Here is a 26,437-nt window from a genome sequence, read left to right on the forward strand (position 1 = left end):
GTCGTGACCCGACCAAAGCCGAAGGGCGGGACGGGTGGTGACGGGGGCGGGGCGAGCTCCTGTGCTGGGGTATGCCAGAGAAAGTATGTATAATTCGTCCATACTCAAGAGGGCGTGACGATGGAAGCCACCGTTGCCGAGCGTGGACAGATCACCCTCCCGAAGGCTGTGCGGGACGCACTTGGCCTGACCAAGGGAAGCGTGCTCAAGGTCGAGCTGGAAGGTAGCCGTATCGTGTTGCGGAAGAGTGTCGACGACGCGATCTCGCGCGTGCGCGGCAAGTTCGCCCTTGATGCGACGCCGACACCGGATACGCCTGCCGAATGATCGCCGTCGACGCGCCGGTCCTGATCGAACTGCTGACCGACGGCCCGCGCGCGGACGCCGTGGAGGCCGGCCTGCGCCAGAGTCTGGGCGGTGGTCGCGTGGTCGTCTGCGATGCCGCGCTGGCGCAGCTGTGTGCTTCGCTGCGCAACGGCGCGGATGCGCTGGCGGCGCTGGAGGAGATGGGCGTGCATTTCCATCCGGTCGAGGCCAAGTCCGCGTTGCGGGCCGGCGAGATGCAGCGACGTCATCGCCAGCGCGAAGCCGGGTCGCGGCCGATCGCCGACTTCCTGGTCGGCGCGCATGCGCTGCTGCAGTGCGATGGGCTGATCACCTTCGATACTGCGTTCCACCGCGACTATTTCAAGGGCCTGAAACTCATCGTGCCCGCCAACGAGTAAGCCTCAACCGTTTTCCTCTCCACCGCCCCATCGAACGACCGGAGTCACCATGCTGGAAGCCTATCGCCACCACGTAGCCGAGCGCGCCGCGCTGGGCATCCCGCCGCTGCCGCTGACGGCCCCGCAGACGGCCGAGGTCATCGAACTGCTGAAGAATCCGCCGGCCGGTGAAGAAGACTTCCTGGTCGAGCTGATCACCCACCGCGTGCCTGCCGGTGTCGATGACGCTGCCAAGGTCAAGGCGTCCTACCTGGCCGCCGTGGCCTTCGGCGCCGAGAAGACGCCGCTGATCTCCGCGAAGCGCGCCACCGAACTGCTCGGCACCATGCTGGGCGGCTACAACATCCATCCGCTGATCGACCTGCTCGACAACGCCGAGCTGGGCGCGGTCGCGGCCGAAGGCCTGAAGCACACGCTGCTGATCTTCGACGCCTTCCATGATGTGCAGGAAAAAGCCGAGGCCGGCAATGCGCACGCGCAGGCCGTGCTGCAGAGCTGGGCCGACGCCGAGTGGTTCACCAGCAAACCGGAAGTGCCGCAGTCCCTGACGATCACCGTGTTCAAGGTGCCGGGCGAAACCAACACCGACGACCTGTCGCCGGCGCCGGACGCCACCACGCGCCCGGATATCCCGCTGCACGCGCTGGCGATGCTGAAGAACAAGCGTCCCGATGCGCCGTTCGTGCCGGAGGATGATGGCAAGCGCGGCCCGATCCAGGAAATCCTGTCGCTGAAGGACAAGGGCCACCTGGTCGCGTACGTCGGCGACGTGGTCGGTACCGGTTCCTCGCGCAAGTCTGCGACCAACAGCGTGCTGTGGTTCACCGGCGAGGACATCCCGTTCATCCCGAACAAGCGCTTCGGCGGTGTCTGCCTGGGCTCCAAGATCGCCCCGATCTTCTACAACACGATGGAAGACGCCGGCGCGCTGCCGATCGAGCTCGATGTGTCGCAGATGAACCACGGCGACGTGGTCGAGCTGCGCCCGTACGACGGCAAGGCGTTGAAGAACGGTGAAGTAATCGCCGAGTTCCAGGTGAAGTCCGAGGTGCTGTTCGATGAAGTACGTGCCGGCGGCCGCATCCCGCTGATCATCGGCCGCGGCCTCACCGCCAAGGCGCGCGAAGCGCTGAAGCTGCACGCGACGGACCTGTTCCGCCTGCCGCAGCAGCCGGCCGATACCGGCAAGGGTTTCTCGCTCGCCCAGAAGATGGTTGGCCGCGCCTGCGGTTTGCCGGAAAACCAGGGCGTGCGCCCGGGCACGTACTGCGAGCCGAAGATGACCTCGGTGGGTTCGCAGGACACCACCGGTCCGATGACCCGTGACGAGCTGAAGGACCTGGCCTGCCTGGGCTTCTCGGCGGACCTGGTGATGCAGTCGTTCTGCCACACGGCGGCCTATCCGAAGCCGGTGGACGTGAAGACGCACCACACGCTGCCGGAGTTCATCTCCACCCGTGGCGGCATTTCGCTGCGTCCCGGCGATGGCGTGATCCACAGCTGGCTCAACCGCATGCTGCTGCCCGACACCGTCGGCACCGGCGGCGACTCGCACACGCGTTTCCCGGTGGGCATCTCGTTCCCGGCCGGTTCGGGCTTGGTTGCGTTCGCCGCAGCCACCGGCGTGATGCCGCTGGACATGCCGGAGTCGGTGCTGGTCCGCTTCAAGGGCGAGATGCAGCCCGGCGTCACCTTGCGTGACCTGGTCAACGCCATCCCGTACTACGCCATCAAGGCCGGGCTGCTGACGGTCGCCAAGCAGGGCAAGAAGAACATCTTCTCCGGCCGCATCCTGGAGATCGAGGGCCTGCCGGACCTGAAGGTGGAGCAGGCATTCGAACTGTCCGACGCGTCGGCCGAACGTTCGGCCGCCGGCTGCACGGTGCGCCTCAACAAGGAACCCATCATCGAGTACCTCACCAGCAACATCACGCTGCTGAAGTGGATGATCGCCGAAGGTTATGCCGACGCGCGTTCGCTGGCTCGCCGTATCAAGAAGATGGAAGCATGGCTGGCCGACCCGCAGCTGCTGGAGCCGGATGCCGACGCCGAGTACGCCGCCGTCATCGAGATCGACCTGGCCGACGTGCACGAGCCGCTGCTGGCCTGCCCGAACGATCCGGACGATGTGAAGACGCTGTCCGATGTTGCCGGCACCAAGATCGATGAAGTCTTCATCGGTTCGTGCATGACCAACATCGGCCACTTCCGCGCGGCCGCCAAGCTGCTGGAAGGCAAGCGCGACATCCCGACCCGCCTGTGGGTCGCGCCGCCAACCAAGATGGATGCCTCCGAGCTGACCAAGGAAGGCCACTACGGCACGTTCGGCACCGCTGGCGCGCGCATGGAGATGCCGGGCTGCTCGCTGTGCATGGGCAACCAGGCGCAGGTGCGCGAGGGCGCGACGGTGTTCTCCACCTCGACCCGCAACTTCCCGAACCGCCTGGGCCGCAACTCCAACGTGTTCCTGGGCTCGGCGGAACTGGCGGCGATCTGCTCGCGTCTGGGCAAGATCCCGACCAAGGCCGAGTACATGGCCGACATCGGGGTGATCAACGAAAAGGGCGCCGAGATCTACCGCTACATGAACTTCGACCAGATCGAGGAATACCAGGACGTGGCCAAGACCGTCGCGGCCTGATCGGCCCGACGGGAAAAAGAAAAGGCCCGGCAATGCCGGGCCTTTTTCTTGCGCGTTCCACCGGGTCAGGCCAGCCAGTCCTCCACCGCCTCAAGCATCTGCCGGCGGCCGAGCACGAAATCCCACATCGACCCGCCCAGCTGCCGCCAGAGCACGGCCGAGCGCACGGCGGCCAGCAGGATCGCGCGGATCTCGGCCACCACCCCGGGCTGACCGAGGTAATGCGGATTGCCCTGGACCATCACGCGCGGGCGCAGGTGGCTGATGGTGTCGGCGTACAGCCCGCCCAACGCGGACAGCACATCCGGATGGGTGCTGCCCTGTTGTTCCGCACGTGGCGCGATCTCGCCAATGCCGCGCGTGACGGCATGCACCGTGTCGTTCTCGCGCACAAAGCGACGCTCCAGTTGCAGCACCGCCATCGCCAGGCGGGGCAGGGCTTCGTCGTGGGCGTCCTTCGCCAGATAGTTGCGCAGGACGCGCAGGCCGGGCGTGACCCCGGCCACGCTGCCGTAGACGTCCGCAGGCGACGCGGCATCGATGCGGAACACGCTGTCCAGTGCGGCCTGCACGGCCGATCCTTCGGACTGACCGGTTTCGGCGATGCGGCGGACCTGGTGGAGCGCCTGCGCCAACCCGGCCAAGGCCAACACGCGGTCGGAATATCGATTGCTCAAGCTGCTTGCTCCGCGAGTTTCATTTCAAGAGGTGCGTCGGTGCGCGCAATGACCGCGCCCCCCAAGCATTCGTCGCCGTCATACAGCACGAGCGATTGACCGGGCGTGACGGCACGCTGTGGCGCCGTGAATTCAACCGCGACCGTGCCGTCATCGAGCACGTCCACCTGGCACGGCTCGTCCGGTTGCCGGTAACGGGTCTGTGCGGTGCAAGCGAAGCGGCCAGCAGGCGGACTGCCGGCCACCCAGTGCACCGACTCGGTCCACAGGCGCCTGGACATCAGGTAGGGGCTCTGGGTGTCCTGGTCTACGTACAGCACGTTGTGGGCCACATCCTTGCCCACGACGTACCACGGTGCCTGCTGGCGCCCGCGAACACCGCCGATCTGCAGGCCTTCACGCTGACCGAGGGTGAAATAGAAGACGCCGGCGTGCTCGCCGATCACCTGGCCTTGCGGATCGCGCATCTCGCCGCGCCTGGCGGGCAGGTAGCGGCCGAGGAACTCGCGGAAATCGCGCTCGCCGATGAAGCAGATGCCGGTGGAATCCTTCTTGTCGTGCGTCTGCAACCCCGCCTCGCGCGCGATGCGGCGCAAGTCGGTCTTCTGCAGCTCGCCGATCGGAAACAGCGTGGCCGACAGTTGCGCCTGGCCGAGCTGATGCAGGAAATAGCTCTGGTCCTTGCCGCAGTCGACTCCGCGCAGCAGGCGCCAGCGTCCATCCCGCTGGTCCACGCGCGCATAGTGGCCGGTGGCGATCTTCTCGGCGCCCAGGTCGCGCGCGGCATCGAGGAAGTGCTTGAACTTCACCTCGCGATTGCACAGCACATCGGGGTTGGGCGTACGGCCTGCGGCGTACTCGGCCAGGAAGTGCTCGAACACGCCCTGCCAGTATTCGCTCGAAAAATCGCGAAAGTGGAACGGAATGCCGAGGCGACCGCAGACGGCGACCGCATCGCGCCGGTCGTCCTCGGCGCGACAATCGCCGGAGCCATCGTCGGCCCAGTTCTGCATGAACAGGCCCGCGACGGATTCACCCTGCCGCACCAGTTGCAGGGCGGCGACGGACGAATCCACGCCGCCCGAGACGCCCACGATGACGCGTGGCTGGCTCATGCGATCTGTTGCAGCGTGGACAGGGGAGAGCGACGTCCCGACAGGAAGTCCTGCACGACCTGCCACACCAGTGGGCTGCGGTGGCGGTCGGACTGTGCGTGCAGTTCGGCGGGCGTCAGCCACACTGCCTGCACGATGCCGTCGTCGAGCGGGCGGTCCGGCAGATGGCGCACCGGCTCCGCAGCGAAGGCGAAGCGCAGGTAGTGCCGCCCCGTCTCCGCTTTCCATTGGTAGGCACCGACGAAGGCGGTCAGTTCGACCTCCCAGCCGGTTTCCTCTAGGGTCTCGCGGCGGGCAGCCTCCAACAGGCTCTCGTCCGGCTCCAGGTGGCCCGCCGGCTGATTGAAGACCAGACGTCCCTGTGCATGCTCTTCCACCATCAACAGCTTGCCATCGTGGACCACCACCGTGGCCACGGTGACGTCGGGCTGCCAGAAGCGTCCCTCCCGGTAGCTCACTTACAGCTCGTCCTTCTCGCCGGAGAGCTCGATTTCCTCGTTGTCCGCCGTCTCAGCCGCAATGTCCATCGCCGCTTCCAGCGCCGCGCCGTCCACGCTGTCGGGCAGCTTGATAACGAAGTACAGCACGTCGCCCGACAGCTCCCAGCTGCCCAGTTTCTTGGCGCGGCTGTCCGCCATCAGCGCGAGCGCCTTGGCGCCATCGATGCCGTCGGCGGCGACGCGGCCGGCCGGGGAGAACACCTCGCGGATGCTGATGCCGTTGACGTGTTCGGTGCGTCCGGACACGAAGACCAGCTGGGTGCGGTTCTCCTGCTTGTAGGAGTAGGTGACCTTGTAATCGCCGTCGGCGTCCACTTCGAACTGGATTCCGCGCGCCGTCAGCCGGGCGTCAACCGAGGCGTCGGCCGCCAGCACGGGCGTCGCGATCGCAGTGGCGCACAGCAGGGCGGCGGAGGACAGTCGGGACAGCGCAGGTTTCATGGTCGGCTCGGTGGTATTGGGATGGCGCATTGTGGCCGGGGTCACGCATGGCGTCCATGCGGGCGGCGACGGCCGGCTCCACCGCCTATAATTGGCCCATGTCCCGAAAGAACGAAAACGAACGCGACCATGGCCTGATGGTGGAGACCAGCCGGCCCGAGGTCGCGCCGCCGCCCCTGTACCAGGTACTGCTGCTCAACGACGACTACACGCCGATGGACTTCGTGGTGACCGTCCTCCAGCAGTTCTTCGTCATGGACCTGGAAAAGGCGACGCAGGTGATGCTGCACGTGCATACCCGCGGTCGTGGCGTATGCGGCGTGTACACCCGCGAGGTGGCCGAATCCAAGGTGGCCCAGGTCAACGAGTTTTCACGTATGAACCAGCATCCCCTGCTGTGCACGATGGAGAAATCCTGAGGGGACCGGCGGGGTAGGCCGGGTCGGATACGGTATGGGGGCACCGCCGCGAGGCACAAGGCAACGATCCCTGAACACTGAAATCCGGTAGGGTGATGGAAAACCGCCCGCCAAGCCGCATATTGTCGGCATAGGCCCCGGAGGCAACCATGTTCAGCAAAGACCTCGAGCAGACCATCGGACAGTGCTACAAGCGCGCCCGCGAAGCTCGGCACGAATTCATGACCGTCGAGCACCTGCTGCTCGCGCTGCTCGAAAACCCCTCGGCACAGGCCGTCCTGAAGGCGACCGGCGCGGACGCCAACCGTCTGCGGGCGGACCTGGAACAGGCCATCGAAGCATCGGTCTCGCGGCTGGCGGAAGACGACGGCCGCGACACCCAGCCGACGCTGGGCTTCCAGCGTGTGCTGCAGCGCGCCGTCTACCACGTGCAGTCCTCGGGCAAGAAGGAGGTCACCGGCGCCAACGTGCTGGTCGCGATCTTCGGCGAGAAGGACTCGCACGCGGTGTACTTCCTCAACCAGCAGGACGTCACCCGCCTCGACATCGTCAACTACCTGTCCCATGGCATCGCCAAGCAGGGCGAGGAGAACGAGGGTGCGGGCCAGCCGGAAGGCGAGGGCAAGGCCGAGGCGGGCGAGGGCGAGGGCAAGGGCGACGCCCTGACCGAGTTCGCCAGCAATCTGAACGACATGGCGCGCCAAGGCAGGATCGACCCGTTGGTGGGCCGTGGCGACGAGATCGAGCGGACCATCCAGGTGCTATGCCGCCGCCGCAAGAACAATCCGCTCTACGTCGGCGAAGCCGGCGTGGGCAAGACGGCGCTGGCCGAGGGCCTGGCCAAGCGCATCGTCGAGGGCGAAGTGCCCGACGTGCTGCTGGATGCCGTCATCTACTCGCTGGACCTGGGCGCGCTGGTCGCGGGCACCAAGTACCGGGGCGACTTCGAGAAGCGCCTGAAAGGCGTGCTGGCGGCGATCAAGAAGATCCCCGGCGCCATCCTGTTCGTCGACGAGATCCACACCATCATTGGCGCCGGTTCGGCCAGCGGCGGCACGATGGATGCATCCAACCTGATCAAGCCTGCGCTGGCGTCGGGTGAGCTGCGCTGCATCGGCTCGACCACGTTCCAGGAATACCGTGGCATTTTCGAGAAGGACCGCGCGCTGGCGCGGCGCTTCCAGAAGATCGATATCGTCGAGCCCACGGTGGGCGAGACCTACGAGATCCTGCAGGGGCTGAAGCCCAAGTACGAGGCCCACCATGGCGTGACCTACGCGGATGATGCGCTGCAGGCGGCGGTGGACCTGTCGGTGAAACACATCGGCGACCGTCTGCTGCCGGACAAGGCCATCGACGTCATCGACGAGGCGGGTGCCCGCCAGCGCCTGCTGCCGCTGGAGACGCGCAAGGAACTGATCGACGTGGAGGAAATCGAGACCATCGTCGCCAAGATGGCGCGGATTCCGGCCAAGCAGGTGTCCTCGTCCGACAAGGACGTGCTGCAGCACCTGGAGCGCAACCTTAAGATGGTGATCTTCGGGCAGGACCCGGCCATCGAGACGCTGGCTTCGTCCATCAAGCTGGCGCGCAGCGGCCTAGCCAATCCGGAGAAGCCGATCGGCAACTTCCTGTTCGCGGGTCCGACCGGCGTCGGCAAGACCGAGGTGACCAAGCAACTGGCGCTGCAGCTGGGTATCGAGCTGGTGCGCTTCGACATGTCCGAGTACATGGAACCGCATTCGGTCAGCCGCCTGATCGGTGCGCCCCCGGGCTATGTCGGCTTCGACCAGGGCGGCCTGCTGACCGAGAAGATCGTCAAGACGCCGCACTGCGTGCTGCTGCTGGACGAAGTGGAGAAGGCGCACCCCGACATCTTCAACATCCTGCTGCAGGTCATGGACCGCGGGGTGCTGACGGATACCAATGGGCGCGAGGCCAACTTCAAGAACGTCATCCTGGTGATGACCACCAACGCCGGTGCGGCGCAGGCATCGCGCCGGACCATCGGCTTCACCCGCCAAGACCATTCCACCGACGCGATGGAAGTGATCCGGCGCAGCTTCACACCGGAGTTCCGCAACCGCCTGGATGCCATCGTGCAGTTCCAGGGGCTGGGCTTCGAGCACATCCTGCGCGTGGTGGACAAGTTCGTCATCGAACTGGAAATGCTGCTGCAGGAGAAGCACGTCAGCCTGTCCGCCACGCCGGCGGCGCGTGACTGGCTGGCCCAGCATGGCTTCGATCCGCTGATGGGCGCGCGCCCGATGGCCCGCCTGATCCAAGACAAGGTGAAGCGTCCGCTGGCTGATGAGTTGCTGTTCGGCAAGCTGGTGGACGGTGGCCGGGTCAGCATCGACGTGCGGGAGGGTGAACTGGTCGTCGATGCGCAGGCTGAACCTGAAAGGCTGTTGCCGGCGACGGTGTAATCGGCCGGACGCTCACGCGGCGATGTCAGAAAAGGCGGCCTCCGGGCCGCCTTTTCCGTACGGACGCCTTACTGTCGCGCACGTCGTTTGCGGACAGCGAACTCCTCGGCCGTGATTCGTTCCACGGCGCTGACGCGGCAGCTCCCGCGATTCGTCACCACCTTGGTGTCCTGGGGGCACAGCTGGCCCACCTGGCCATTCGTGGATATTTCCACGGTGGGTGTCATGGTGATGGGGGCGCAGCTGTTTCGGAATGCGACCCGGTAGTGGCTCTGGCCGTCACGCAGATAGAACTGCTCACCGCTGCCGGCCCTGATGATTTCCTGGTCGTTGCCCAGGCTCACGCACGCGGTCACCGGCTCACCCGCCTGTGCCGCCAAGGGGACCAGGCTCGCAACGAGCAGCAGGAAGGGAAGAAGACGTGGATTCATGGCACCGCTCGACAGGTTGGCAGCCGGAATAGGCCACGGCCACGCTACGCATCGGTCCCGGGCTGCAAATCTGCCGTTGGTGGTCCTTACCAGCGACCCGGTGCCGGAAGTCACGGCGCTCGCACCAAGCCGCATGCTCAGACGCATAAACGCAGAAAGCGGCCGTTGGCCGCTTTCAAATCAAAGAGTTGCGCGCATTACTTCATGCGGTAAGTGATTCGGCCCTTGGTGAGGTCGTACGGGGTCATTTCGACCTTCACCTTGTCGCCGGTCAGGATGCGGATGTAGTTCTTGCGCATGCGGCCGGAGATGTGGGCGATGATCTCGTGCCCGTTTTCCAGCTTGACCCGGAACATGGTGTTGGGCAGCGTCTCGGCAACGGTGCCTTCGAATTCAATGGAATCGTCTTTCGACATGTATGCCTGTGCTGTGCCGCGAGGGATGGCGGATGCCATGAAGCCGGGCATTGTACGCCTGCGGGGCTCCCGGTGCAAAAATTCCGTTACGGCACCAATGGTTGCGCCAGTTCCGGGGCTGCCATTACACCGAATCGCTCCGTCCAGCCCTCGGCGGGGAAGGGGTGTGCCACCCATTGGGCAACCTCGGCAAGAAACGCCTCCCGGGGCATCAGGATTGCGCCCATCGAGCGCAGGTGTGCGTTCTCCACCTGCGCATCGATGAGCGGCCAGCCCCACGCCCGCAATCGCATGGCCAGCGCCGCGAGTGCGACCTTGGATCCGCCCGGACGGGCACTGAACATGCTCTCGCCGAAGAACATGCACCCGATCGCCACGCCATAAATGCCGCCTACCAGCGTGCCGTCGGCGAAGACCTCGACCGAATGCGCGTGCCCCGCCTGGTGCAGATCGATGTAGGCCTGGCGCATGCCGGACGTGATCCACGTGCCGTGCTGTCCTGGCCGGGGTGCTTGCGCACAGGCGGTGATGACCTGCTCGAAACGGGTGTCCGCGCGGACCTGCCACATGCTGTGCTTCAGGTCGCGGCGGAAGCGCGAGGACAGGCGCACGCCGTCAGTGCGGAACACCATGCGGGGATCCGGCGACCACCACAACGGGGGCTGGCCCGGCGAAAACCACGGGAAGATGCCGTTTCGATAGGCGTTGAGCAGGCGCGGCAGCGACAGGTCGCCACCGATCGCCAGCAATCCGTCGGGTTCGCGCATGGCGCCGCCGACGGGAGGGAAAGGCGCATGGGGATCGGAAGACAGGACGAACGGCCGTTGGCGCATGCCGCGATTGTAGGGCGCATACCCGGCGCGACGCGCGGGGTTCAGTCGCACTGCTTGAACGGCGTATGCGCCTGCAGGCTGAGGGCATAGCGGCGCACGGCCAAGGCTTCTTCCCCGCACCAATCGGCCAGGGCGGCGGAGAAGTCCGGACGGGCGATCCAGTGGCGTGAGTACACGAAGGTGGGCAGGAACCCGCGCGCGATCTTGTGTTCGCCCTGGGCGCCGGGCTCGAAGATCTTCAATCCCTCGCGCAGGCAATAGTCGATGCCCTGGTAGTAGCAGGTCTCGAAATGCAGTCCCGGCAGCACGCTCTCCGCGCCCCAGTAGCGGCCATACAGGGTGTCCCCTCCACGCAGGCACAGCGCCCCTGCGATCGTGCGGCCCTCATGATCGGCCAGGAACATCACCAGATTGCGCGACAGCGAGGTCGCGAGATGTTGCAGGAACTGCAGCGTCAGTGCCGGCGAGTTGCCGTACTCGCGGAAGGTACGCAGGTAGAACCCGAACATTGCCTGCAGGTCGGCTTCGCTGGCTTCGTCGCCGTGCACGGTACGGAAGGTCACCCCGGCGCGCTGCACCTTCGCGCGTTCCTGGCGGATGTTCTTGCGGTGCTTGTGGTCGAAGTCCGCCAGGAAGCCGTCAAAGTCGCACCAGTGCCCCGGGTTGCGCCAGTGGTACTGCACATCGATGCGCGGCAGCCAGCCCACCGGAAAGCCTGCGTGCTCGACGGGCGTCGGGAAGTTGATGTGGGCGGAGGACAGGTTCAGCCGCAGCGCCTGGTCCTGGATCGACGTCAGCAGCAACGTGCGATGGCCATGATCCGATGCCAGCAGCCGGGGTCCCGTGACAGGCGAGTAGGGCACGCCGCCCAGCCACTTGGGGTAGTAGTCCAGCCCGTGCTGCGCGTACGCGTGCGCCCAGGCGTGGTCGAAAACGAACTCGCCGTGCGAGTTTTCCTTGAGGTAGCCCGGCGCTGCGGCGACCAGCAGTTCTCCGTCCCACAAGGTGGCGTGATGCGGCGTCCAGCCCCATTCCCCGCGCAGGCAGCCGTGGGCTTCCAGCCCATGCAGGAACGCATGGGAAACAAAAGGGTTGCGGCCATCGTGCAGGGCATCCCATGCGGGTGCCGGCAGGTCGGCAAGGGAAGAAAGGAAGCGGACCGCAATCATCGGCAGATGCTACGGACGCAGATCCAGCACGTCGATGGTCGGAGGATTGAACAAGCGCATCGGCAGACCGATCTCGCCGGTGCCCACGGTGGTGTACACGCGCACGCGGCCATGGGGCGTGCGCAGGAACTGCTCGCCGCGATCGAAGCCGTACTGGCTGGGAATCACGCGTTTGTACAGCCACGGAATGCGGATCTGCCCACCATGCGTATGGCCTGCAAGCACCAGCGCCGCCTGGGCCGGATCGAGGTCGATCGCGCTGTCGGGATTGTGGGTCAGCACCAGGGTGGGAGAGGTCGAGGGCAGGGCGGAAAGGAAGCCGGGATCGTCCTTGTTCGCCCAGCGGTCGCCCAGTCCGGCGAGACGGAATCCGCGCACGGTGACGGTTTCGCCTTCGATCACGCTGACGTTGTGCGTTGCCAGGGCGGAACGGAGCTCTGCATCGATGTCGGGCCCCGGCGCCTGCTGGTCATGATTGCCGAGCACGGCGTACGTGGGCAGATGGAGCTCCGCGAGGGGCGCGAACATCTGTTGCAGCGACTTGCCGGCAGGCTCGTAGGTGAAATCGCCGGCAATCACCACCGCGTCCGCCTGCAGGGTGTTGATCCGGTCCACCACCCGCTGCAGGTATCTACTGTCCTTGTAGACGCCCAGATGGATGTCGCTGATCAACACCAGTCGTGCCTGCCCGCCGGTGCCCGCGAGTACCGTCTCCTGTACGTGGATCCGCTGTGGTTCGACGAAGCGTGACCAGGCGAACAGCAGGCAGCCGGACAGAAGCAGGGCAACCAGCCAGCGCCTGCGCTTCTCGCGCAAGCGCCACACCAGCCAGGCCAGGAAAGGCCAGACCAGCCAGCTGCCGTAGAACAGGCACTGCTTGATCAGCAGCTTGTCCATCCCTGGCGCTCTCCCCTGGGGCCCGGATCAGCCGTCCTTGTCCAGGAAACGCTCGGCATCCAGCGCCGCCATGCAACCGAAGCCGGCCGAGGTGATGGCCTGGCGGTAGTGCTGGTCGGTCACGTCGCCGGCGGCAAACACGCCCGGGATCGTCGTCGCGGTGGCGTTGCCCTCGATGCCGGAGCGGATCTTCAGATAGCCGTTGCTCATGTCCAGTTGGCCTTCGAACAGGCCGGTGTTCGGCGTGTGGCCGATGGCGACGAAGAAGCCGTGCACGTCGATGTCGCGCGTGCTGCCGTCCTGCATCGACTTCACCCGGATGCCGGTGACGCCGGCATCGTTGCCCAGCACCTCGTCCACCGTGTGGTGCCACACCGGCTCGATCTTGCCGGCCTGGATCTTGGCGAACAGCTTGTCCTGCATGATCTTCTCGGCACGCAGCGTGTCGCGACGGTGCACCAGGTAGACCTTGCGGGCGATGTTGGACAGGTACAACGCTTCCTCCACCGCAGTGTTGCCGCCACCGATCACGGCCACATCCTGGTCCCGGTAAAAGAAGCCGTCGCAGGTCGCGCAGGCCGACACGCCGCGTCCCTTGAAGGCTTCTTCGGACGGCAGGCCCAGGTACTTGGCGGTGGCGCCGGTGGCGATGATCAGTGCGTCGGCGGTGTACTCGCCGCTGTCGCCGATCAGCTTGAACGGACGCTTGGACAGATCGGCCGTATGGATGTGGTCGAAGATCACCTCCGTCTCGAAGCGCTCGGCATGCGCCTGCATGCGCGCCATGAGATCAGGGCCCATCAGGCCATGGGCATCGCCGGGCCAGTTGTCCACTTCCGTGGTGGTCATCAGCTGGCCACCCTGCTGCAGGCCGGTGACCACGACGGGCTTGAGATTGGCGCGGGCTGCGTAGACGGCAGCGGTCCAACCGGCGGGGCCGGAGCCCAGGATCAACAGGCGGCAGTGCTTCGAAGTGCTCATGTATACTCGCGAAAAGAGGGTGATCGGGCAGGCAACGACGCAATTGGATCATCGTCTGCAAGCCCATAGAGTGGCGATGCGTATCCGGCGAATCAAGGCGCGCGGGTGGAAAGCGGTGGTGCACGCGCAAGCCCGACGGATCGATTGAAGACGCTGCGCAGCCACGCGGCGTTTTTTGCTGTCTGGGGTAGCGCAATCGTCCGCCCTGGCGGGATGCCCCGGCTGTTGTGTCGGGCATGATTCGTTTACTATCAATCACTAACAGAAATTTCCTAAGGTCTGGTCCAAAGGTGGCGAAGCAGCTCCCGGACAACGGCAAATCCAAGGGCGGCAACACGGCCGCGCGCAAGCAGGCGTCGCCTCCGAATCCCCGCAGGCAGCGTCTCTGGCGTGATCTGGCGCTGATCGCCATTGCTCCCCTGTTGCTGTATCTGCTGGCCAGTCTCTTCACCTTCTCGCCGCAGGACCCCAGCTGGTCGCAGTCCGGCAGCCTGACCGCGCCGGTCCACAACATGGGGGGACTGGCGGGTGCGTACCTCGCCGACATGCTGTTGTGGCTGTTCGGCTACGTGGCTTTCCTGTTGCCGTTGATCCTTGGCGCGGTGGCGTGGATTGCGTTGTTCGGCATGGATACCGACGGCGACGGTGAGGCCGACCTGGGGCCGGCGCTGCGCCTGATCGGCATGGTCGGCTTCCTGATTTCTGCGACGGGTCTGCTGCATCTGCGTGGCGTGCCGGCCGAACATTTTTCCGCCGGAGCCGGCGGCATCCTCGGCACGCTGGTAGGCAAGTCGCTGCTCAAGCTGTTTGGCGGGCTGGGTGGCAACCTGTTCCTGCTGGTGCTGTTCCTGACCTCGGTGACGCTGGCGACCGGACTGTCGTGGTTCGCCGTGATGGAGCGCATCGGCAAATACGTGCTGATGCTGCCCGACCTGTTCCGCCGCGGCAGCCAGCAGGCCAACGAATGGCAGCAGACGCGGGCGATGCGCGAAGAGCGCGAGACCGTCCGCAAGACCGACGCCATTGCCCGCGCCAAGCGCGAGCCGGTGAAGATCGAACCGCCTGCGCCCGCCATCGTGGAAAAGAGCGAACGCGCCAAGCGCGAACAGCAGATCCCGCTGTTCCACGGCACCGGCGGCGACGAATCCGGCCTGCCGCCACTGTCGCTGCTGGACGATCCGAAGCCGCAGACCAAGGGCTATTCCGAAGAAACGCTGGAAACCCTGTCTCGGCAGATCGAGTTCAAGCTCAAGGACTTCCGCATCGATGCCCAGGTGGTCGGCGCGTATCCAGGCCCCGTGATCACGCGCTTCGAGATGGAGCCAGCGCCCGGCGTGAAGGTCAGCCAGATCAGCTCGCTGGACAAGGACATCGCCCGCGGCTTGTCGGTGAAGTCGGTGCGCGTGGTGGACGTGATCCCCGGCAAGTCGGTGATCGGTCTGGAGACCCCGAACACCAGCCGCGAGATGATCTTCCTCAGCGAGCTGCTGCGCTCGAAGGAATACGACAAGTCGGGCAGTCCGCTGACGCTGGCGCTGGGCAAGGACATCGCCGGTCGCCCGACCGTGGCCGACCTGGCGCGCATGCCGCACCTGCTGGTCGCCGGCACCACCGGCTCGGGCAAGTCCGTCGCGGTCAACGCCATGGTGCTGAGCCTGCTGTACAAGGCCTCGCCGAAAGACCTGCGCATGCTGATGATCGACCCCAAGATGCTGGAACTCAGCGTCTACCAGGGCATCCCGCATCTGCTGGCGCCGGTCGTGACCGACATGAAGGAGGCCGCCAACGGTCTGCGCTGGTGCGTGGCGGAAATGGAGCGCCGCTACAAGCTGATGAGCGCGGTGGGCGTGCGCAACCTGGCCGGCTTCAACAAGAAGGTCAAGGACGCGATGGACGCGGGCCAGCCGTTGATGGACCCGCTGTTCAAGCCGAACCCGGACCTGGCCGAAGCGCCGCGCCCGCTGGAGCCGATGCCCTTCATCGTCATCTTCATCGACGAATTCGCCGACATGATGATGATCGTCGGCAAGAAGGTGGAAGAACTGATCGCCCGCCTGGCGCAGAAGGCGCGCGCGGCCGGCATCCACCTGATCCTGGCCACGCAGCGTCCGTCCGTGGACGTGATCACCGGCCTGATCAAGGCCAATATTCCCACCCGCATCGCGTTCCAGGTCAGTTCGAAGATCGACTCGCGCACCATCCTCGACCAGTCCGGTGCGGAAACGCTGCTCGGCCACGGCGACATGCTGTATCTGCCGCCGGGCACCGCGATGCCCGAGCGCATCCATGGTGCTTTTGTCAGCGACGAGGAAGTGCACCGCGTGGTGGAACACCTCAAGGCCAGTGGCAGCGCCGACTACATCGAAGGCGTGCTGGAAGAGATCCAGACCATGGGCGACGGCATCGTCGTGGGGCCGACCGGCCTTCCGGAGTCGGGCGGCGGTGGCGGCGACGAATCCGATCCGCTGTACGACGAAGCGGTGAAGATCGTCACCGAGAGCCGGCGTGCGTCCATCTCCGGCGTGCAGCGCCGCCTGAAGATCGGCTACAACCGTGCCGCACGCCTGATCGAAGCCATGGAAGCGGCCGGCGTGGTGACGCCACCCGAGCACAACGGCGACCGCCAGGTCCTCGCGCCGCCGCCGCCGCGCTGAAGCTTGATTTTGGGGGAGCGACGTAAAGTCGCGACGACGCGCTGCCGGAGGTCGATCGCGACTTACGTCGCTCCCACCACAGCCGGGCGCCCACCCCCCATTCAGTTTCACCCGGCCACACTCCGCCCCAACGTCCCTCACCCCGGAACGCACCATGCTCCGCACTGCACGCTACGCCATCCTCGCCACCGCCTTGCTCGCCACCAGCGCCTTCGCCGGTGCCCGCGATGAGCTCAAGACCTTCACCACCGGGCTGAAAGGGCTGGACGGGCAGTTCACCCAGAAGGTGTACGACGGGGGGGGCAAGCTCAAGGAAACCTCGAATGGTCGCGTCGCGCTGTCCGCCCCGCGCCTGTTCCGCTGGGAGTACAACAAACCCTACGAACAGCTGATCGTTGCTGACGGCAAGAAAGTCTGGGTCTACGACCCGGACCTGCAGCAGGCCACCGTGCGCGAGCAGGGCATCGAAGAAGAGAACAGCCCGCTGGCGGCGCTGATCGACCCCGGCAAGCTGGACCAGCAGTTCAAGGTCGCCGAAGCCACGGGGCAGGGCGGCGAGCAGTGGCTGACGCTCACGCCCAAGCAGGAAGGCGATGCCAGCTTCCAGACCGCGCGCCTGGCGTTCACCAACGGCACGCTGGTGAGGATGGAAGTAAAGGATGCGGTAGGCCAGCGCACGGAAATCAGCTTCTCGGGCTGGAAGCGCAATCCCGCGTTCGCCGCGGGTACGTTCAAGTACGCACCGGCCAAGGGCGTGGATGTCGTGGGCGGCCCCTGAGCGGGACGCCACGCATGGCCTGCGGTCGCGCGACGTTACAATGAAGCGTGGCCAAGATACGTACCCCCCTTGAACCGCAGGCCGACCTGCTGAGTACCGACACCGATGCGCTGAGGCCGTTGGCCGAGCGCATCCGGCCGCGCAGCCTGGATGAAATGGTCGGCCAACGCCGGCTGCTCGCGCCGGGGAGCGCGCTGCGTCGGGCCGTGGAGTCCGGCCACGTGCACTCGATGATCCTGTGGGGGCCACCGGGTTGCGGCAAGACCACGTTGTCGCTGCTGCTGGCGCGCTATGCCGATGCCGAGTTCAAGGCGATCTCCGCCGTGCTGTCCGGCCTGCCCGAGGTACGCCAGGTGCTGGCCGAAGCCGCGCAACGCTTTGCCGGCGGTCGTCGTACGGTGCTGTTCGTGGACGAAGTGCACCGCTTCAACAAGGCCCAGCAGGATGCGTTCCTGCCGCATATCGAGCGCGGGACGATCATCTTCGTTGGCGCCACAACGGAGAATCCGTCGTTCGAACTGAACTCCGCGCTGCTCTCGCGCTGCCGCGTGCACGTGATGGAAGCGGTGTCGCCCGACGACATCCGGCACGCCCTTCGCCTTGCGCTTGCGGATGCCGAGCGCGGACTGGGTGAACTTGGCGTGGAGGTGGACGACGAGGCGCTGCTGGAGATCGCGACGGCTGCCGACGGGGATGTGCGGCGAGGACTGACGCTGCTCGAAATCGCTGCGGAACTGGCTGCCGACGAAGGGGGGCGCATCACCCCGCAGACACTCGCACAGGTGCTGGCAGACCGCACGCGCCGCTTCGACAAAGGGGGCGAGCAGTTCTACGACCAGATCTCGGCACTGCACAAGTCGGTGCGCAGCTCCAATCCCGACGGCGCCGTGTACTGGCTGGCGCGCATGCTGGATGGGGGGTGCGACCCCGCCTATCTGGCACGACGCATGACGCGGATGGCGGTGGAGGACATCGGTCTGGCTGATCCGCGCGCCCTGCAGATGGCGATCGACGCGTGGGATACCTACGAGCGGCTCGGCAGTCCCGAGGGCGACCTCGCGCTCGCGCAACTGGTGATCTATCTCGCCAGCACGGCCAAATCCAACGCCGGCTACATGGCGTTCAACGCCGCCAAGCGCGACGTGCGCGAATACGGCACGCAGGACGTACCCCTGCACCTGCGCAACGCCCCGACCAAGCTGATGAAGGAGCTGGGCTACGGCACCGGTTACCAGTACGACCACGATGCAGCGGGCGGCATCGCGCTGGACCAGACGGCATTTCCCGATGCGATGGGCGAGCAGGTCTACTATGCGCCGGTCGAACGCGGCCTCGAGATCAAGCTGAAGGAAAAACTCGACCGCCTGCGCGAGGCGCGCCGCCAGGCGCGGCTGCAGGCCGGACGCGACGACTGACCTCCCCGCTGACGGAACACGACCGATGCCGGCACACGCTGCACTCTGGTGGCAACAACTGATGCTGGTGATGGCGGGCGGTGCGCTGGGCGCGGCGGCGCGCTTCTGGCTGGGCGGCGCGCTGCTGCGACAGCTGGGAAGCGGATTTCCCTGGGGCACGTTCGCGGTGAACATGATCGGCTCGTTCGCCGCCGGCTTCCTTGCGATCTGGCTGGAAGGGCGCGGCCCGTCCGCACTCTACTGGCGCGCCTTCCTGCTCGTCGGGGTGCTGGGAGCACTGACCACGTATTCGGCGCTGATGGTGGAGTGCCTGTTGTTCGCGCGAACGGAGCGCCAGGGCGCCGCACTGGGCTATCTCGCAATCACGCTGCTGACCGGGCTGCTGCTGGTGTGGCTGGGTGCACGCCTCGCCGATGCGGTCCGCGCACCGACCTGGTAACGGCGACAACGCTGGCAACTACCTGGGCCGGCCATCACGCGCTGGATATGACGCTCCCGCTTCGCCAGCGGACGAGCGGTCTGTTCGCGAATGAAAATTTAACGCGTCGCGCGAACAGGACTAACGATTGCCATGCAAGTGTGACCCGCGTCGCTTTTTAGGGGCTTCCCCTGGGTCCCGGAGCGGCCACAAGGAGAATCAACATGTGCATTCGCAAGACACTGATCGCATCGGCGGTATTGCTGGCGCTCGGCACGACGGGACAGGCATTCGCGCAACAGACCAATACCGAAAATGGCCCGGGTGACGACATCCTGGTCAACCTCTCGGCGGATCTGAGCAACAACAGCACCAACACGGACAACAGCGACCACTCCGACAATTCGGACAACTCCGATAATTCCGACCACAGCGACAACAGCACCCACGACGGCGACAACCGCAACAATCGCGGCAGGGCGACTGCGGAGGGCTTCGGCTCGACGGCCGCCAACAATGGCAGCACCGCGACGTCCACGTTCTCCAACTCTTTCAACCACAGCAAGGCCGTGGCCGAAACGAAGCTGATCGGCGCCGTTTCGGGCGTGACCGTGCACGACATCGGCAACGTCGCCAAGAACTGGGGCGACGCCAATGGCGGTGATGGCGGCAAGGGCGGGGCAGGCTATGGCGGCAAGGGCTATGGCGGCAGCGCGATGGGTGGCACCGGCAACGGTGGCAATGGCGGCGACGGCGGCGACGGCGGTAACGGCGGCAGCGGCGGTGACGCGAACAACGGCAGCGCGACCGCCGGCGATTCGTCGAACGGCAGCGCGACCATCGGCGATGCGACGGCCGGCAACGGCGGACGCGGCGGCAACACCGACGATACGCGCGGCGCCAACGGCGGCGACGGCAATGGTTGGGGCGGTGACGGAAACGCAACGGCCGGCAACGGCCGTGGCCGTGGTGGTGACGCCGGTGGCTGGGGCGGCGATGGTGGCGGTGCAACGGGCGCCTCCGGCGGCGATGCCGGAAGCGCGAGCGGCGACACCGGTTCGATCGCGGGTGCTTCCGGTGGCGATGCCGGCGCAGGCAGCGGCAATGTCCGCGAGCGCGGCGCAGGCGACGGTACCAGCGGCGACGGTACCGCAACCGGTGGTGCAGGCACCTCAGGTGACGCGACTGCAACGGGCGGAGCAAGCAGCGCCACCGCCGGCGCAGGCACGTCGGGTGACGCGACCGGTACCGGCGGTGACGGCTCCGGCACGGGCGGCGCAGGCTCCGGGACGGGCGGCGACGCGACCGCCACGGGCGGCGCAGGCTCCGGCATGGGCGGCGCAGGCGGCACGCTGACGGCGACTGCGGGCGACGGCGGCGATGGTGGCGATGCCAGCAATGGCGACGCCAGCAATGGCAGCGCGTCCTCCACCGCCAGCAATGGCGATGCAACGGCCGGCAACGGCGCCAGCGGCGCGGTCGGTGCGACGGGCGGTGCGGGCGGCGTCGGCAACGGTGGCGACGGCAATGGCGGTGACGGCAATGGTGGCGTCGGCAACGGTGCAACCGGTGGTGCCGGCGGCGCAGGTGGTTCCGTTGCGGTCGATGCGGGTGCGTTCGACATGTCCAACAACATGACGAGCGTCGGGCAGTCGGCGGCCGGCATCATGGTGGCGGCACAGAACAGCGGCATGGCCTCGCTGATCCAGCAAGGCATCACCGTTCAAGCCAACCTGACCGTAGGCCCATAAGCGTTCCGCGGTGTCCTGGCCCAGCCGGGCCAGGCACTCCGTGCGGACGCAGGCGTCCCGCTTCACGGCGGGACGCCCCATGGCTGCGCGGTGGACGCATGGCAAGGGAGACTGACCATGCATACGCACCAACAGGCCGGGTTGCGCATCGCAGCCTGGGGATTGCTTGTCCTCGCGTTTGGCGCCTCGGCGGAAAACAACGCCGTGGCCCGCGCAGGATGGACACCCGCCATCACTTTCGAAACCCCGGTTCCGGACGTTCCGCTCGTGGCCGTCAGCGAATGGGGACGCGCGATCGCGGTGGACCGGCTGTCCGGCTTGCGAGGCGGTGACAGCAGCCAGACCGAGAACCTCATCGATGTGGACGGCTCCGTGGATGGCAATACGGCGCACCACATCACCAGTGGAACCAACAGCATCGCTGACGGCGCGTTCGGCAACGCCAGCGGCATCAACACGGTCATCCAGAACACCGGCAGCAACGTGCTGATCCAGAACGCGATGATCGTGACCATCGATTTCAGCGGCGGACCGCAATGAAACACCGTGTGCGGCAGCGTGGATGGCCGCGATGCATCTCGCTCGCGTGCGCGCTGGCGGTGCTCGGTGGCGCATCGGCGGCCACCAGCGACATCCGCGTGCCGGGCAGCGCCTACAGCGTCCGCGTGACCAGCCTGAAGGAAGCGCGGTTCAAGACGACGCTGCCGCAGCAGTACGATTTCAGTTGCGGCTCCGCCGCCACGGCGACGCTGCTGACGCATCAGTATGGCCACGCCGTCAGCGAGGTCGACGTCTTCGTGCAGATGTACAACAACGGCGACCAGGCGCGCATCCGCAAGGAAGGCTTCTCGCTGCTCGACATGCGCCGCTACCTTCGCTCGAAGGGGTACGAGGCCGACGGCTTCGAGTTGCCGCTGGACAAACTGCAGCAGGAGAACGTGCCGGCCATCGTGCTGCTCAACGACCGCGGGTACCGCCACTTCGTCGTGGTGAAGGGCCTGCGCGACGGTCGCGTGCTGCTGGGCGACCCGGCGCGTGGCACGCGTGCGATGCCGCGCTCTCGCTTCGAGGCGTTGTGGGACAACCGGGTGATGTTCGTCGTGCATAACCAGCGGGAACGCGCCCGCTTCAACCAGGCCCGCGACTGGCAGACCGCACCTCCGGCGCCGCTCGACATGGGAATCCAGCGCGATGGCCTGCGCAACGTCACCGTGCCCAGGCGCGGTGCGGGAGACATCTGACATGGACAGGATCAGGCAGGGTGTATGCCGCGCCACGGTCATGCTGGCGGTGCTGCTGGCACCGGTGGGTGCACGGGGGCAGGGCGGTGACCTGGGCGCCGAATGGCAACCGGTGGATCCGGCTCGGCTGGCGCAGATGCGCGGCGGCTTCCAGATGCCGTCGGGCATGACCCTGTCGTTCGGCATCGAGCGCGTCGTCTTCGTCAACGGCGAACTGACGGCGCGTATCGCCGTGCAGGTTCCGGACGTGGCACGCATCACGCCGGACCAGGCTCAGGCGTTGGCCGATTTCAATCGCGGGCTGGTGGTCCAGATCGGCGAGGGCAATCGCTTCGATCCCGCGCAGGCCACCGGCGGCCTGGTGATCCAGAACACGCTGGATGACCAGGATATCCGCACAGTCACCCGCATCGACGTGGGTGTCGACACGCTCGGGGCCTATCAGGCCCTCAACGCGAACGGCGCGCTCACGGACGCGCTGATCCGCGCACCCGGCAGCCCGTGACATCGACGCAGGACCGGGATCACCGCGCTAACGCACAAGACAAGGGGCACAGCATGAAAGGGACGTCTCTGATGGAAGTCGCACCGCTGGCACTGGCAGTCAGCCTGGGGGTGCACGCAGGGCAGGCGCGGGCACAGGAACCGGTGATGCCGGCGTCGCCCCCTCCGCCGGTGCCGGCGCAGCCTTACGAAATCACCGCCGATGCACGGCTGGACGCACTGCAACGCCAGCTCAATGAGCAGACACATCGGTTGCAGGCGATGCGTGACGCCATGCAGGCCCAGGAGCAGCAGATATTCACCCTGCAGAATGCGCTCAACGAAGAAATCCTCGCCAATGCGCGCGCGCGTGGCGCCCCCGCACCCGTGATCGTGCCCGCGCTGAACCAGGCACCGACCTTCCGCGATTCCCCTCCGCCCGCGCAGACCTACATCGTGACCGGCCCAGCGCCACAGGCGGCTCCGGTGGCACCGGCTCCCGACGGCGTGCATGCGGGCACGCAGGTCGCGCAGTCCGGTTCCCCCCCACCCGCGGGTCAGCAGACACAGCAGGCAGACACACAGGCGCCGCAACGTGTCGGACAGGCGCCGGAGAGCGAGTCGCGGCCGCCCGAGGTCGCGCAGATCTTCGATCAGCCGGGCGTGCTGACACCCAAGGGCAAGATGGTGGTGGAGCCGTCGCTGCAGTACGGCTACTCGGCCAATGATCGTGTCGCGCTGGTGGGCTACACCATCATTCCCGCCATCCTGATCGGCCTGATCGATGTGCGCCAGGTGAAGACCACCACCGCCGTCGCCACGCTGACCGGGCGCTATGGCCTCAGCCGGCGCATGGAACTCGAAGCGAAGCTGCCCTACGTCTATATCCACAGCGATACGGTCAGCCGCGAGATCTTCACTGGTTCCGCCCAGGACCGCGTGTTCAACGCACGCGGCAGCGGGATGGGCGACGTGGAAGTCACCGGCCGCTACCAGCTGAACCGGGGCGCCGCCGACAAACCGTTCTACATCGCATGGCTGCGCTACAAGAGCCGCACGGGGCGCGATCTGTTCGAGGTCGTCACCGACTGCGTGACGCGCTGCGTGGCCAACACCACCGGTACCGGCCTGCCTCTGGACCTGCCCACGGGCAGCGGCTTCAACGCCCTGCAGCCCGGCGTCACCTGGCTGTTTCCCTCCGATCCGGTGGTGTTCTTCGGCAGTCTCAGCTACCTGCACAACTTCAAGCGCAGCAATGTCTCGCGCCGCGTACTGGGCGGGCAGACCGAGTTCCTGGGCGACATCAAGGCCGGCGACATCCTCGGCTTCAACCTTGGCATGGGCCTGGCGCTCAACGAGAAGGCGGCCATCAGCATCGGTTACGACCAGAGCATCGTCGACAAGACCGAGCAGGATGGAAAGGAGGTGGCGGGCGCCGTGCGTACCACGCTGGGTACGCTGCTGCTGGGCGGCACCTACCGCTTCAGCGACCGCATGTCGCTCAATGTCGCACTGGGCGTGGGCGTGACTCGCGACACGCCGGACCTCACCTTCACCGCGCGCTTGCCGATCAACTTCTGATCCGGCAACTCAGCTGGCCCGGCCCTGCCACCAAAGCCACAGGGCCGCCGCCAGCATCAGCCACTCGGTCACCGCCAGCATCATTGTGGTCGATTCCACCGGCCACCAGCGCAACAACGCTGCACTGCGGTAGAGCACGATCGGCAGGTACAGCGCCATCGCCAGCACCAGACCGGTGCGCAGCTGCTGGGTCCAGGCGAACCATGCGAACAGGAACGCAAGCCCGAGTTGCAGGCCGCCGTAGATCGTCAGGTACTCGGTCTGCCCGGACCGGGTAAGCGACGCATAACCGACGGCCGCCGCCGTGTGCGCGGGCGCGAACGTGCACCAGCCGGCGAGCAACAGGTAGAGCACCGCGTTGAGGTAGAGGTAGGCGGCTGTCATCGGACGTCTCGCAGGGAACAGGCGCCTCTTCTCGCACGGCACGGGGTGATGGCGTGGTGAACGCGCGGGAAATCCCGACAGCGCGGCGCGGCGCGCCCCGATCCCGATACCCCTGCCATCGCCGGATGCTGCAGCCTCCATCCCGCAGGAGCCTGCCATGTCCGCGTCTTCGTCGTGCGCGCTGCGCATCCTGCTGGCTGCCATCCTCGTCGCCATCGGCAGCGCCACCTGGGGCAGCGACCCGGTCCACAAGTGCCGGGCTGCGGATGGTCAGGCGCATTACCAGGCGATGCCCTGTGCCTCGACGCAACGTACGGAATGGGTGCGCGCCTATCCCGCCGATGCCCCCATACCGGCGACATCCGCGTCGTCCTCATCGGCGCCACGCGCGACGGCCAAGGCTGCCAGTCCACGTTCGCGTTCCCGCGCCGCTACGCGACGCCGGCAAGCTGCATCGCAGGGCGCTGTCATCTCGATGCATCGCGATGCTGCCGACTGCGAGCGGGCCAGAAAGGCGCGCGACCAGGCGCATGCGCGCCTCGGGCTGAGGCGGGACTTCGATACCAGTCGCCGCCTCGACGACCGTGTCAACGCAGCATGCCCGTGATGTCGGGCACTCAGACCGTGCGCGAGAACCTCGGTGCTTCTGCCGACGCTGCGGCATGCAGATAGCGATCGAAGCACATCGCAATCACGCGCAGCAGCAGGCGGCCACGTGGCGTGGCCTGGAAGCCGACCCGCGTAAACGTCAGCAGGCCGTCGTCGGCCAATGCCTGCAACCTGGGGAGGGCATCGGCGAAGTACTCGGTGAACGCGATGCCGTGGCGGCGGCCGATGCGGCCATAGTCCAACCGTCCGTGGCACATCAGTTCCTGGATGACATCTGCGCGCAGCACATCGTCACGGTCCAGCGGCATGCCGCGCCACACGGGCAGGCGGCCGTCGTCGATGGCGCGCTCCCAGCTCGCGATGTCGCGCGGATTCTGGCTGAAGCTGTCGCCGACATGGCTGATCGCGCTCACGCCGAAGCCGAGCAGGTCGCTTTCGGCGTGCGTCGTATAGCCCATGAAATTGCGGTGCAGGTCGCCACGTTCCTGCGCGCGCGCCAGCTCGTCGCCGGGCAGGGCGAAGTGGTCCATGCCGATGTAGACGTACCCTGCCTCCACCAGCTGTTCTATCGCGCACTGCAGCAGCTGCAGCTTTTCCTCGGGGCTGGGCAGATCCTCCAATGCGATCCGTTGTTGCGGCTTGAACAACTGCGGCAGGTGGGCGTAGCTGTAGACCGCAATGCGGTCGGGCCGTGCCTGCACGACGATCTCCAGCGTACGCAGGAAGCCTGCGCGGGTCTGCTTGGGCAACCCGTAGATCAGGTCGATGTTGACCGAGCGCATGCCGTGCTCGCGGCACGCGGCCACGATGGCGAGGGTTTCTTCCACGCCCTGCACCCGGTTCACGGCCTTCTGTACCTTGGGATCGAAATCCTGGACGCCCAGGCTCGCGCGGTTGAAGCCGATGCTGGCCAGCTCGCCGATATCCGCTGGCGTGACGAAGCGCGGGTCGAGTTCGATGGAGAAGTCCATCCTCTCCGGTGCGGCGAAACTGAACTGGCTGCGCAGCTCGGACACGCAGTCGGCGATCTGGGCGGGGGTCAGGAAGTTGGGCGTGCCGCCGCCGAAATGCAGCTGTACCACCGGGCGCCCGCTGTCGAACAGCGGCGCCATCCGCGCAATCTCGCGATAAAGATAGTCCAGGTACAGTTCCGCACGTGCCTTGTCGCGGGTGATCACCCGGTTGCAGCCGCAATAGAAGCAAGGACTGGTGCAGAAGGGGACGTGCACATACAGCGACAGCGGCCGGGTCTGCGCCTGCCGATTGCTGGCGGCGGCCTGCTCGCGCAATTGCTGCGCCCCGAAGCTGGCGCTGAATTGCGGCGCGGTCGGATAGGACGTGTAGCGCGGCCCGGGCGTGTCGTAACGCCGCAGCAGGTCCGCATCGAACAACGGAGAAGGGGAGAGGGTGCCCATGACGCACAGGCTAGGGTTGCCGCGCGGGCTCCGC

General features: G+C 66.4%; 27 protein-coding genes. 15 read left to right on the forward strand and 12 right to left on the reverse strand.

Annotated elements, in window-relative coordinates; genetic code table 11:
• The first annotated feature begins 120 nt into the window (after positions 1-120).
• Genes IB223_RS08515 through acnB form a run of 3 tightly spaced genes read left to right on the forward strand, consistent with a single transcriptional unit; the run spans position 121 to position 3,366 of the window.
• Complete coding sequence (locus IB223_RS08515; RefSeq protein WP_192201145.1) at positions 121-327, forward strand: AbrB/MazE/SpoVT family DNA-binding domain-containing protein; 207 nt, start codon at positions 121-123, stop codon at positions 325-327.
• The gene (locus IB223_RS08520) at positions 324-725 is read left to right on the forward strand and encodes a type II toxin-antitoxin system VapC family toxin (protein WP_192201146.1); all 402 of its coding nucleotides are present in this window, start codon (positions 324-326) and stop codon (positions 723-725) included. The genes IB223_RS08515 and IB223_RS08520 overlap by 4 nt, the downstream gene beginning before the upstream one ends.
• Before the next feature lie 49 nt (positions 726-774).
• On the forward strand, positions 775-3,366 hold the full coding sequence (acnB, locus tag IB223_RS08525; RefSeq protein WP_192201147.1) for a bifunctional aconitate hydratase 2/2-methylisocitrate dehydratase: 2,592 nt from the start codon (positions 775-777) through the stop codon (positions 3,364-3,366).
• Positions 3,367-3,431: 65 nt separating this feature from the next.
• Here acnB and hflD read toward each other — a convergent pair whose 3' ends face one another.
• Genes hflD through IB223_RS08545 form a run of 4 tightly spaced genes read right to left on the reverse strand, consistent with a single transcriptional unit; the run spans position 3,432 to position 6,099 of the window.
• Positions 3,432-4,043, reverse strand: a complete 612-nt coding sequence (hflD, locus tag IB223_RS08530; RefSeq protein ID WP_192201148.1) for a high frequency lysogenization protein HflD — start codon at positions 4,041-4,043, stop codon at positions 3,432-3,434.
• Positions 4,040-5,158: a tRNA 2-thiouridine(34) synthase MnmA gene (gene mnmA, locus IB223_RS08535; RefSeq protein ID WP_192201149.1), complete on the reverse strand. Its 1,119-nt coding sequence runs from the start codon at positions 5,156-5,158 to the stop codon at positions 4,040-4,042. The genes hflD and mnmA overlap by 4 nt, the downstream gene beginning before the upstream one ends.
• Positions 5,155-5,616 (reverse strand): NUDIX hydrolase, encoded by a 462-nt coding sequence (locus IB223_RS08540; RefSeq protein ID WP_192201150.1) that lies wholly within the window; start codon positions 5,614-5,616, stop codon positions 5,155-5,157. Before IB223_RS08540 ends, mnmA begins: the two co-directional genes overlap by 4 nt.
• Positions 5,617-6,099, reverse strand: a complete 483-nt coding sequence (locus tag IB223_RS08545) for a hypothetical protein (protein WP_192201151.1) — start codon at positions 6,097-6,099, stop codon at positions 5,617-5,619.
• 98 nt (positions 6,100-6,197) lie between these two features.
• Here IB223_RS08545 and clpS point away from each other — a divergent pair, with 98 nt between their 5' ends.
• Both clpS and clpA read left to right on the forward strand, forming a co-directional pair.
• Positions 6,198-6,518, forward strand: a complete 321-nt coding sequence (gene clpS, locus IB223_RS08550) for an ATP-dependent Clp protease adapter ClpS (RefSeq protein WP_192201152.1) — start codon at positions 6,198-6,200, stop codon at positions 6,516-6,518.
• A 149-nt stretch (positions 6,519-6,667) separates the two neighbouring features.
• Complete coding sequence (gene clpA / locus IB223_RS08555) at positions 6,668-8,947, forward strand: ATP-dependent Clp protease ATP-binding subunit ClpA (protein ID WP_192201153.1); 2,280 nt, start codon at positions 6,668-6,670, stop codon at positions 8,945-8,947.
• A 68-nt stretch (positions 8,948-9,015) separates the two neighbouring features.
• Here clpA and IB223_RS08560 read toward each other — a convergent pair whose 3' ends face one another.
• The 6 genes from IB223_RS08560 to trxB form a co-directional block, all read right to left on the reverse strand.
• Positions 9,016-9,378 carry a hypothetical protein gene (locus tag IB223_RS08560; RefSeq protein ID WP_192201154.1) on the reverse strand — a complete coding sequence of 121 codons (363 nt, stop codon included), beginning with the start codon at positions 9,376-9,378 and terminating at the stop codon, positions 9,016-9,018.
• Positions 9,379-9,575: 197 nt separating this feature from the next.
• Positions 9,576-9,794 (reverse strand): translation initiation factor IF-1, encoded by a 219-nt coding sequence (gene infA, locus IB223_RS08565; protein WP_055943174.1) that lies wholly within the window; start codon positions 9,792-9,794, stop codon positions 9,576-9,578.
• A gap of 86 nt (positions 9,795-9,880) precedes the next feature.
• A complete protein-coding gene (aat, locus tag IB223_RS08570; RefSeq protein ID WP_192201155.1) occupies positions 9,881-10,627 on the reverse strand; it encodes a leucyl/phenylalanyl-tRNA--protein transferase in 747 nt (248 codons plus the stop codon).
• Between the two features lie 41 nt (positions 10,628-10,668).
• The gene (locus tag IB223_RS08575; protein WP_192201156.1) at positions 10,669-11,796 is read right to left on the reverse strand and encodes a GNAT family N-acetyltransferase; all 1,128 of its coding nucleotides are present in this window, start codon (positions 11,794-11,796) and stop codon (positions 10,669-10,671) included.
• 9 nt (positions 11,797-11,805) lie between these two features.
• Positions 11,806-12,693, reverse strand: coding sequence for a metallophosphoesterase (locus tag IB223_RS08580; protein ID WP_192201157.1), 888 nt, complete (start codon positions 12,691-12,693; stop codon positions 11,806-11,808).
• Between the two features lie 27 nt (positions 12,694-12,720).
• Positions 12,721-13,674 carry a thioredoxin-disulfide reductase gene (trxB, locus tag IB223_RS08585; protein WP_192201158.1) on the reverse strand — a complete coding sequence of 318 codons (954 nt, stop codon included), beginning with the start codon at positions 13,672-13,674 and terminating at the stop codon, positions 12,721-12,723.
• A 290-nt stretch (positions 13,675-13,964) separates the two neighbouring features.
• On the opposite strand from trxB, the gene IB223_RS08590 reads away from it, so the two are divergent.
• The 9 genes from IB223_RS08590 (at position 13,965) to IB223_RS08630 (ending at position 23,995) form a co-directional block, all read left to right on the forward strand.
• Entirely contained in the window at positions 13,965-16,328 is a 2,364-nt protein-coding gene (locus IB223_RS08590; protein ID WP_192201159.1) for a DNA translocase FtsK, read from the forward strand.
• Between the two features lie 154 nt (positions 16,329-16,482).
• Positions 16,483-17,106: an outer membrane lipoprotein chaperone LolA gene (gene lolA, locus IB223_RS08595; protein WP_192201160.1), complete on the forward strand. Its 624-nt coding sequence runs from the start codon at positions 16,483-16,485 to the stop codon at positions 17,104-17,106.
• Positions 17,107-17,153: 47 nt separating this feature from the next.
• Positions 17,154-18,521 carry a replication-associated recombination protein A gene (locus IB223_RS08600; protein WP_192201161.1) on the forward strand — a complete coding sequence of 456 codons (1,368 nt, stop codon included), beginning with the start codon at positions 17,154-17,156 and terminating at the stop codon, positions 18,519-18,521.
• A gap of 25 nt (positions 18,522-18,546) precedes the next feature.
• Positions 18,547-18,960 (forward strand): fluoride efflux transporter CrcB, encoded by a 414-nt coding sequence (crcB, locus tag IB223_RS08605; RefSeq protein ID WP_192201162.1) that lies wholly within the window; start codon positions 18,547-18,549, stop codon positions 18,958-18,960.
• Positions 18,961-19,163: 203 nt separating this feature from the next.
• The gene (locus IB223_RS08610) at positions 19,164-20,690 is read left to right on the forward strand and encodes a hypothetical protein (protein ID WP_225590862.1); all 1,527 of its coding nucleotides are present in this window, start codon (positions 19,164-19,166) and stop codon (positions 20,688-20,690) included.
• A 117-nt stretch (positions 20,691-20,807) separates the two neighbouring features.
• Positions 20,808-21,230: a hypothetical protein gene (locus IB223_RS18830; RefSeq protein ID WP_225590863.1), complete on the forward strand. Its 423-nt coding sequence runs from the start codon at positions 20,808-20,810 to the stop codon at positions 21,228-21,230.
• Entirely contained in the window at positions 21,227-21,931 is a 705-nt protein-coding gene (locus IB223_RS08620; RefSeq protein WP_192201163.1) for a C39 family peptidase, read from the forward strand. Before IB223_RS18830 ends, IB223_RS08620 begins: the two co-directional genes overlap by 4 nt.
• 1 nt (position 21,932) lies before the next feature.
• Positions 21,933-22,436 carry a hypothetical protein gene (locus tag IB223_RS08625; protein WP_192201164.1) on the forward strand — a complete coding sequence of 168 codons (504 nt, stop codon included), beginning with the start codon at positions 21,933-21,935 and terminating at the stop codon, positions 22,434-22,436.
• A gap of 53 nt (positions 22,437-22,489) precedes the next feature.
• Positions 22,490-23,995 carry an acetate kinase gene (locus tag IB223_RS08630; protein WP_225590864.1) on the forward strand — a complete coding sequence of 502 codons (1,506 nt, stop codon included), beginning with the start codon at positions 22,490-22,492 and terminating at the stop codon, positions 23,993-23,995.
• A gap of 9 nt (positions 23,996-24,004) precedes the next feature.
• Here the strand turns inward: IB223_RS08630 and IB223_RS08635 are convergent, their stop codons facing one another.
• Complete coding sequence (locus IB223_RS08635; RefSeq protein WP_192201165.1) at positions 24,005-24,379, reverse strand: DUF4345 domain-containing protein; 375 nt, start codon at positions 24,377-24,379, stop codon at positions 24,005-24,007.
• A gap of 157 nt (positions 24,380-24,536) precedes the next feature.
• Between IB223_RS08635 and IB223_RS08640 the strand changes: the two genes are divergently transcribed.
• The gene (locus tag IB223_RS08640; RefSeq protein WP_192201166.1) at positions 24,537-24,986 is read left to right on the forward strand and encodes a hypothetical protein; all 450 of its coding nucleotides are present in this window, start codon (positions 24,537-24,539) and stop codon (positions 24,984-24,986) included.
• A gap of 10 nt (positions 24,987-24,996) precedes the next feature.
• Here IB223_RS08640 and hemN read toward each other — a convergent pair whose 3' ends face one another.
• Positions 24,997-26,403 (reverse strand): oxygen-independent coproporphyrinogen III oxidase, encoded by a 1,407-nt coding sequence (gene hemN, locus IB223_RS08645; protein ID WP_192201167.1) that lies wholly within the window; start codon positions 26,401-26,403, stop codon positions 24,997-24,999.
• Between the last annotated feature and the right edge of the window lie 34 nt (positions 26,404-26,437).

This window comes from Pseudoxanthomonas sp. PXM03 (assembly GCF_014852005.1).
Taxonomy (GTDB): Bacteria; Pseudomonadota; Gammaproteobacteria; order Xanthomonadales; family Xanthomonadaceae; genus Pseudoxanthomonas_A.

Bases quoted from the DNA above. Each gene is read 5' to 3' on its own strand.
- IB223_RS08515 (WP_192201145.1), top strand. From the start codon at position 121: ATGGAAGCCACCGTTGCCGAGCGTGGACAGATCACCCTCCCGAAGGCT.
- IB223_RS08520 (WP_192201146.1), top strand. From the start codon at position 324: ATGATCGCCGTCGACGCGCCGGTCCTGATCGAACTGCTGACCGACGGC.
- acnB (WP_192201147.1), top strand. From the start codon at position 775: ATGCTGGAAGCCTATCGCCACCACGTAGCCGAGCGCGCCGCGCTGGGC.
- mnmA (WP_192201149.1), bottom strand. From the start codon at position 5,158: ATGAGCCAGCCACGCGTCATCGTGGGCGTCTCGGGCGGCGTGGATTCG.
- IB223_RS08545 (WP_192201151.1), bottom strand. From the start codon at position 6,099: ATGAAACCTGCGCTGTCCCGACTGTCCTCCGCCGCCCTGCTGTGCGCC.
- clpS (WP_192201152.1), top strand. From the start codon at position 6,198: ATGTCCCGAAAGAACGAAAACGAACGCGACCATGGCCTGATGGTGGAG.
- clpA (WP_192201153.1), top strand. From the start codon at position 6,668: ATGTTCAGCAAAGACCTCGAGCAGACCATCGGACAGTGCTACAAGCGC.
- IB223_RS08560 (WP_192201154.1), bottom strand. From the start codon at position 9,378: ATGAATCCACGTCTTCTTCCCTTCCTGCTGCTCGTTGCGAGCCTGGTC.
- infA (WP_055943174.1), bottom strand. From the start codon at position 9,794: ATGTCGAAAGACGATTCCATTGAATTCGAAGGCACCGTTGCCGAGACG.
- aat (WP_192201155.1), bottom strand. From the start codon at position 10,627: ATGCGCCAACGGCCGTTCGTCCTGTCTTCCGATCCCCATGCGCCTTTC.
- IB223_RS08575 (WP_192201156.1), bottom strand. From the start codon at position 11,796: ATGATTGCGGTCCGCTTCCTTTCTTCCCTTGCCGACCTGCCGGCACCC.
- IB223_RS08580 (WP_192201157.1), bottom strand. From the start codon at position 12,693: ATGGACAAGCTGCTGATCAAGCAGTGCCTGTTCTACGGCAGCTGGCTG.
- trxB (WP_192201158.1), bottom strand. From the start codon at position 13,674: ATGAGCACTTCGAAGCACTGCCGCCTGTTGATCCTGGGCTCCGGCCCC.
- lolA (WP_192201160.1), top strand. From the start codon at position 16,483: ATGCTCCGCACTGCACGCTACGCCATCCTCGCCACCGCCTTGCTCGCC.
- crcB (WP_192201162.1), top strand. From the start codon at position 18,547: ATGCCGGCACACGCTGCACTCTGGTGGCAACAACTGATGCTGGTGATG.
- IB223_RS08610 (WP_225590862.1), top strand. From the start codon at position 19,164: ATGTGCATTCGCAAGACACTGATCGCATCGGCGGTATTGCTGGCGCTC.
- IB223_RS18830 (WP_225590863.1), top strand. From the start codon at position 20,808: ATGCATACGCACCAACAGGCCGGGTTGCGCATCGCAGCCTGGGGATTG.
- IB223_RS08620 (WP_192201163.1), top strand. From the start codon at position 21,227: ATGAAACACCGTGTGCGGCAGCGTGGATGGCCGCGATGCATCTCGCTC.
- IB223_RS08625 (WP_192201164.1), top strand. From the start codon at position 21,933: ATGGACAGGATCAGGCAGGGTGTATGCCGCGCCACGGTCATGCTGGCG.
- IB223_RS08630 (WP_225590864.1), top strand. From the start codon at position 22,490: ATGAAAGGGACGTCTCTGATGGAAGTCGCACCGCTGGCACTGGCAGTC.
- IB223_RS08635 (WP_192201165.1), bottom strand. From the start codon at position 24,379: ATGACAGCCGCCTACCTCTACCTCAACGCGGTGCTCTACCTGTTGCTC.
- IB223_RS08640 (WP_192201166.1), top strand. From the start codon at position 24,537: ATGTCCGCGTCTTCGTCGTGCGCGCTGCGCATCCTGCTGGCTGCCATC.
- hemN (WP_192201167.1), bottom strand. From the start codon at position 26,403: ATGGGCACCCTCTCCCCTTCTCCGTTGTTCGATGCGGACCTGCTGCGG.